Genomic DNA, 7,412 nt, shown 5'->3' on the forward strand with positions numbered 1-7,412 from the left:
TTTTATATATTCAGAATATTGTGAATTAATCGTAATGCTTACATTATATGCACTAGCATTTAAGAAAAATTGATTAACAAATCTAATATAATTATTTTTATCATAACGTTGTCCTAATAATTCTGTCAGATTCATTTCTAGGCCTCCTTAACGAAATACTCAGATAATATAATTACCTCTTTTTGCTTTGTAACATCCTCAACATCATAATTAATTTCGCCTTTAAAATACACTGTAGGAATATTATTTTCAAAGCATTTTATCATTTCTTCTGCGTCAGATTTTATTTTCATTTCTTTAATCGATGCAATTATTTGTTTATATACATAATTTGTAAGTACACCACGATTTATTAAACTTTTTACTTGAGCTAATAAATCTTTACTTTCATATTTTAGATTTTGATTTTCTAACCATTTAATATATTGATTAATAGTTCTCTCATTTTTAGGTGTTCCTTTTGCTTTCAAACCATTATCAAAATAATTATTAACCTTCTCTTTAAAAGCAGATGTATTTAAATTTAAATAATCATAATAATTATTAGGTAAGTCAATTCTTACATCATCTTCACTTGCTTTAAGCATTTCCATAGCTTTATCAAATTCCAAGGCTTGTGATGTCGTTCCATCAGTATAGAAAAACTCTTTTATAGAACCTTTTTTAACAAATGTAAGCAATTCAGTATTATTTGACTTTCTAGCCAATCGTAATTTATTAGGTAGATTCTTTATCTCATCAAATAAAATAGGATCATTTCTTCTTACATCATTTATGATTTTTAAATACTCCATCTTTGATGCATTTAAATTAAATTCCTCACCTTCATCAGTAAGCTTGAAATTTTTCATCATTAAAACATCAAAGAACTCTTGTGGTTCAACTACTTCTTCGTCTGTTAAATATTTAGAATCTTCGCCTAATAATGTGTGGAACATTTGAATCTTAACTTTAATCATATCTTCTAAAGATAAATGTTCTCTTGTGTTTGCTGCAGGAAAGAAATTATATACATATAAATCATCATATTTTGAACCAACACGATTAATACGACCAACACGTTGCATCACTCTTGTAGGGTTCCAAGGTAAATCATAATTAATGATTATTGATGCTTTATGTAAATTAATACCTTCACTCATTGCATCAGTTGCAATTAAAATATCTTTTTCATTTAACTGCTCTTTATTGTTTGGATCAAAGTTTTGCTTAATATAATCCTTCTTATGTTCGTTATCAGAACCAGTATATGCTATTACTCTATTATTAAAATCTTTGTTTAATTTCTTATCTAGATAATCAATAGTATCTTTTGCTTCTGAAAATAAAATAATTTTAGGATTATTCTTTTTCTTTAATTCCTTTAATAGTGACACCAAAATATCATATTTAGCATCATCATTTTCAATGTCAAAATTTGACCATAGATCCTTTAATTCATTAAATATAGCAATATCACTCTTTAAATCATTTTCAAAATCAGCGACTAAATCTGCTTTGTTTATTTTTATTAAATCTCTTTCAGAAATTAATTCTTCAAATTCCTCATCAGATAATGATATTAGGTAATCAATATCAAATTTATTATTTCTAGACATATTACCTATAACAATCTTATCCTCTTCATACATTTTTAAGAAATCATTTTGACTTTTAGCAATTCTCTTAATACTTTCATTAAAAGCATAGATAGAACTTTCTAATCTCTTAACAAGCATTCCTTTAATGAAACCTCTAGCATTTTCCTGACCGGATTTTCTATCCTTTGTAATTTCTTTTTGCTTAGATGGAATAATGTATAATAATGGCGTATATCTTGCATATTTAATTCTTTTTAATAAGTCAATTGTTTTATTAAAGGCAATGTCCATTGCATCATTATAAATATATGTTTTACGTTCAGGATCATGTAAAACCGGGAATTTTAAGCCTTGTTTTTCTAAGTCCTGACTGTAATATTTAGTGACTTCAGTTCTTGTTCTTCTGACCATAACTTGTTTTAATACTTTATCCCTGATTTCAGCCATTACGCCATCTAGAACATCTTTATAATCATCAGAATTCTTATGAGCTTGTAACTCTGCTTTTAGGCCACGATAAAAACCATCTAAATCAGGAGTACCTGGAATAATTGATGATTCTTTTGAATCTTGGAATAGTGTTATCAAATTAAAAATATCAGTTATATAGTTATTTTGGGGAGTTGCTGTAATTAAAACAACACCTTTTTTTCCATAACAAATTTGTTTTAAATATTGAAATTCTTTAGATTCAATATTTCTAAATCTATGTGCCTCATCAATAAAAACGTAATCATATTTAGACAAATCATCAGCTTTTGATAATTGGTCAATTTTACCTAATGAATAAACTTTATCCTTTTTACTATAGCCAAACTCAGCTAATACATATTCCCAATATTCTTTTACAACTGGTGGAACTATGAATAAAAATCTTTTTTTTGCGCCTAAATACTTTCCAAGCATAGCTGCAATATATGTTTTTCCAAGACCTACTACATCAGCAATAAAAACACCTCCATGTTTTTCAAGTATCTTCTTTGCTTGAATTACAGCGTGTTCTTGATATTCAAGTCTCATAAAATCATCAGGATAATCAATATCAACAGTATTATCACCAATTTCATCCTCAAAATATGAATATAATGTCTTTAAAAACATTTTATATGGAGTTATGGATGCATTCATCCATGTCTCTTTTTTAACAATTTGAACAACATCATCAGTAACTTCGATTGAGTTGGTCCATAAATTATTAAAGAATTGCAAAGAATAATCTACATCTTGCTTGTCCTTTAATTCGACATTAAACTCAATATTCTTTTCCAAACCGCTATATGAAAAATTTGATGAACCAGTAATCACATTACCATATTGATATTGATTAATAGTTTCATCATTTCTGATAATATATACTTTAGCATGAACATTTTTATCAGCACATACTCTTACTTTTATTTTGCCTGTATTAAGCCATTGAATAAAAGTGCTAATACCATTTTCAACATCAATGGAGTCTTCTGATTCTTCAAATTCTTCTTTTATTTGTTGCTGTAACTTTGGTCTTATTTTAAAAGCATTTTGATCAAAGATTGACAAAGCTATGGCTTGTGAAGTATCAGCATCTAATCCTAAACCAACCAAAAATCTTATTTCTTTTACTTTTTCTAATTGCTCCTTTAACAAGTAAAATCCTGTAATTCTAAAATAGCCTACAAGACAATCAAAATATTCAGCCTTGTTTAGAACAATCTTCATTCTATCAATCATTTTAACTGTATCAACATTTGTAAAAATACTTAAATCTGTATTTGGCATATATAGCACCTCTAAATCGAATTAAATCTAATTATATCATATTTATTTAAAATTTATAGTTTAAATATTTAATAAGCTATGAGAATCTCGATCATATTCATACATCCACTCAACCCATGCTCTTATAGTCGAAGCACGTCTATTAACCGTAGATTCTGCCATTGATGGATTAGTCTTTGCAATCTTTTCTTTTAACTCATCCACATTAACTTTATGAATAGATTTATACTTTTCATATGATTCACTAAATAAAGTATTATTTTTTAATTGTTCATAAATATCTTTTTTTAACATTCTTTCATCATTTTTTAAATTAATTGCTTTTTCTGTAAATTCTTTATCATGATTAATATATTTTAAAAATAATAATGCTGATAAATAATAAGCAACTTGTCTCTCTGTGGTTACTTCTATAACCTTCATTGCTTCTTCCTTATTATTTAAAACTATATCATCTGATAGAACTAATTTAATAATTTTATTCATATCATTTGCTTGAGGAAATGGAACATTATTATTCATTCCCCAAAAAATTGCTTCATTGCCTGTTTTTCTTTCAGATCCTTTACAATTAATAGTTCTAAGGGTTTGAAATTCATTAACATCATAAAATATCTTATATTTAGGATCTTGCTTAAAAAGATTTAAAACTTTCGTTGTTGCATTGTTGCTCATTATCACAAAGGCTCCTCTATTAATAGCAGTATCACATTCTTTTTTTAAATTCACAAAGTCTTCAAATGTGAATCCTTTCATTTGATATTTTGTGAATCCATCATCATCTTCATAATCATATGGTGGATCAATATAAATAATGTCTCCATCTTTAGCTTTTCTAATAGCATATTCATATGAGCCATTCATTATTTCAATATCATTATCAGGATTTGAAAAATAATTATGAATCTCAATTATATTTTGCTCATCACAAATAGTAGGATTGGCATATCTTCCAATTGGAGTATTAAATTGTCCTTTACTATTAACTCTATATAATCCGTTATAACAAGTTCGATTTAAAAATATCATTCGTGCAGCCCTTTCAACATCACTATGATTATTAGGCCAATTTTCTTCTCTATCCCATGCTCTTACTGTATAATAATGATCATCTTTATCCTCAAAATATTCTTCTTTGTGTTTCTTTAATAATTCTATTAATTCAGTATATTTATCTGATTTAATAACTCTATATGCATTTATTAAATCTTCATTTAAATCATTAATGATAGCCTTTTGTGGGCATTTATCAAAGAAAACTGCACCACCACCCAAAAAAGGTTCTATGTATGTATAACTAGAACCTTCATATTCGGAATCCTTAATAAATTCATTTATTCTCTTTAATATTTGGCGCTTACCACCAGCCCATTTTATAAAAGGCTTCATAAAAATCAGCTCCTATGCTAATAATTCTTTAGTTTTTGAGCAAATCATCTCTGCTATATCTTCTTCTGAAATTACATCAAGAAGTCTTACACTACCAATTATGGATACATATTTTGCAATCTCAGGATATATATCATTCTTTTCTAATGATGGATTTTCATCAATTGCTTTTTTCTCGCCCTTTATTATACCACGAACTAAGTGTTCTTCGGAAGAAAAAGAACGCCATGTTAAGTTTCTAAATCTTTCTGGATTTTCAATTACCCATTTTGTAAGTTCATATTTATTAGTTAGAGATTCATCAACAGTGAAAGCAACTCTATAATAGCAGCGAGATAGTACACCAAACATTAAACCTCTTCTTGTTCCTTGTTTATGCATCCAGTGGTCTAAAACAGTTGATGTTCCTTTCACAGTCATCATACTCTTGACTTCATTATAAAATTTTTCTAGGTGTAACCATAACCAGAATCGTTCATCAGTCAAAACATATCTTGGTAATACTTTTAATGAATTGAAAATAGTAATTGAGTTTGTCAAATCAATTTCTTTATCTTTTGATTCTGGATTATCGATTATTTTAAAATCATCAATTTCATATTTTTTCTCAATAAACATTTTTTCTGGAAACTCAGAATAAATCCATTTATTATCTTCATTTTCTTGAATCTTTTTGGTAATGACATCAATATTCTTTTTCATATGAGCTAATGCATTTTCACTTAATAATTTAATATGAATTTTACTCACTGTCCTCACCTCCTGTAGTACCTTTTGTTAATTCCACAAGTTTCGCTAAGGATGAGCCTAATGGTTTTCCTAATAATTCTTGTGCAAAATATGATAGGGATACAGTTTTAAACTCATCAATTGTTAAATCTATTCCCTTTAATCTCTTATATGAACTAATTATTGACCTGAACCATAAATACTGATTACCTACATCTTCTAAATCTCTCGAAGAATCCTCTTTCAAGAAAATCCTACATAGTGTTAACCCTTCAATTAATGCAGGAACCAATAACATATTAAAGAATACTTCCTTAAATGTTGGAACTGTGTAGATTACTTTATAATTCAAATAGTCTTTTTCTGACATTGTAACTACAATTTTCTTACCTGTATTGCATTCAACAGTATATGCACCATCTTCAAAATCATGACTTATAATAATTGAGAAGATTGATGCAGCTAAATTTTCTTCTGATTCTTCATGTTTGAATCTAATATTAAAGCCATCATTAGCTCCAATAATGTCATATTTCTCAATCTCAAAATCAATACCAATATAATCCTCATCAAATTCATCAGATGCAAGTGTAAAATCTTCTGTTGCTGTTGCAAACATTGAAATGTCAACTCTTTCAGTGAAGTCAACTTTAGGCAATTCTATATCTTTGCCTTCTCTGGTCAAATTGAATTTTTTTCTATATACAGTATATGAACATTCCACTATACAAGTTACAATAATCTTTCCTTCATCATATAATTGATTAATCAATTTACTTTCAGTAAAGAATCTAGCATTTTTTAAAATATATACTTTGTCTGTTTCTTCACCTTCATAAAGTAATTGAAAGTCACATGCACCAAAATTAGATAAAATTAGATTGTGATTTATAACAGGGTATGGGAATAATCTGTTTTTTACTTGCATACAACTTTCACCTCACTTGCGAAATAACCATTATTATCAGTTTCAACATCTAAAACTATCTTTTCATTTGTATGGATAGCAAATGGACCAAATTCATTATTATCCTTGCTTACTACATTAACTCCATTACAAGTCATTGAATTAATGGCAACATTAAATGTTTTATTAGAATCATCTGTAAGTTTTACATTTAAATAGCATTTATCAAAATCAATTGGAGCAGTAAAGATTACTCTAATTTTACCGCTCTTATTTAATGCTATAACTTTATATCTAACACCAGCTAATTTTCTGCGTTCAAATATAATAGATTCTCCCTCTGTTTTACCACTACTTTCTTCACCAGAGTGAGAGCCTCCTCCTTGATTATCATTTGTTCCACTAGGATGCTCAACATCTCCATCAGTATTATCGTCTGTAGAGCCAATATCAGGAACTAATCCTTGACCACATTCATCTTCTTTGTTAGCATTCTTTTCTGCTGTTTTATTTTCCTTGACAGGAGATACACTTACATTTTCAGCAGGTCTCATATCGCCTGATTTTTCTTCTTTTCCATCGCCCATATCTTCATCTGGCAAGAAATCTCCAGCACCATTTGGATCTAATGGATTAGTATCTCCTAATTGTAAACATTCTATTACCGCATTAGTAATTTGTTCTCTTATATCCTTTAGGACATTTTGCATTTCTTTTCTTTGAGAAGCATTCTTTATTCTCTTTGGTTCCCAATCAATATGTTGAGGGTTTTCTATTTTTCTTAATGCTTTTCCTAATGAGTCATCATTAATAATACACATAGCTGAAACTCTAAAACTTGCTCCTAAATCAATATCCTTAATTTTCATTAATGGGTGTCTAATCATTGCACATTTATGTGTAGCTAGATTTTCATCTTCTTTAGCATAAGGTAATATTAATAAATTACATGAACCATATTCCGTATCTATATCAAATACTTGAACTCCTGTTTCTCCCTTTAATAATTTGTATTGGGAAATAACATTTGCCTTATTATTTTTAAATAT

The 7,412-nt window shown here is 28.0% G+C and carries 5 protein-coding genes; all 5 read right to left on the reverse strand.

The genetic code is table 11. From position 1 onward, the window contains the following. Positions 1-137: 137 nt before the first annotated feature. Positions 138-3,338, reverse strand: a complete 3,201-nt coding sequence (locus tag SPJ17_RS06130; RefSeq protein WP_321093637.1) for a helicase-related protein — start codon at positions 3,336-3,338, stop codon at positions 138-140. A gap of 60 nt (positions 3,339-3,398) precedes the next feature. Further along, entirely contained in the window at positions 3,399-4,727 is a 1,329-nt protein-coding gene (locus SPJ17_RS06135) for a Dam family site-specific DNA-(adenine-N6)-methyltransferase (RefSeq protein WP_321093639.1), read from the reverse strand. 12 nt (positions 4,728-4,739) lie between these two features. After that, positions 4,740-5,477 carry a DUF6339 family protein gene (locus SPJ17_RS06140; RefSeq protein WP_321093641.1) on the reverse strand — a complete coding sequence of 246 codons (738 nt, stop codon included), beginning with the start codon at positions 5,475-5,477 and terminating at the stop codon, positions 4,740-4,742. Beyond that, positions 5,470-6,384 carry a hypothetical protein gene (locus SPJ17_RS06145; protein ID WP_321093643.1) on the reverse strand — a complete coding sequence of 305 codons (915 nt, stop codon included), beginning with the start codon at positions 6,382-6,384 and terminating at the stop codon, positions 5,470-5,472. Before SPJ17_RS06145 ends, SPJ17_RS06140 begins: the two co-directional genes overlap by 8 nt. Then, the coding region (locus SPJ17_RS06150; protein ID WP_321093646.1) for a hypothetical protein at positions 6,375-7,412 on the reverse strand (1,038 nt) is incomplete at its 5' end. The genes SPJ17_RS06150 and SPJ17_RS06145, both read right to left, overlap by 10 nt.

Source organism: Anaeroplasma sp. (assembly GCF_034179385.1).
Taxonomy (GTDB): domain Bacteria; phylum Bacillota_I; class Bacilli_A; order Acholeplasmatales; family Anaeroplasmataceae; genus Anaeroplasma.

Coding starts and splice junctions, on each gene's coding strand:
- SPJ17_RS06130 (WP_321093637.1), bottom strand. CDS start 3,338: ATGCCAAATACAGATTTAAGTATTTTTACAAATGTTGATACAGTTAAA.
- SPJ17_RS06135 (WP_321093639.1), bottom strand. CDS start 4,727: ATGAAGCCTTTTATAAAATGGGCTGGTGGTAAGCGCCAAATATTAAAG.
- SPJ17_RS06145 (WP_321093643.1), bottom strand. CDS start 6,384: ATGCAAGTAAAAAACAGATTATTCCCATACCCTGTTATAAATCACAAT.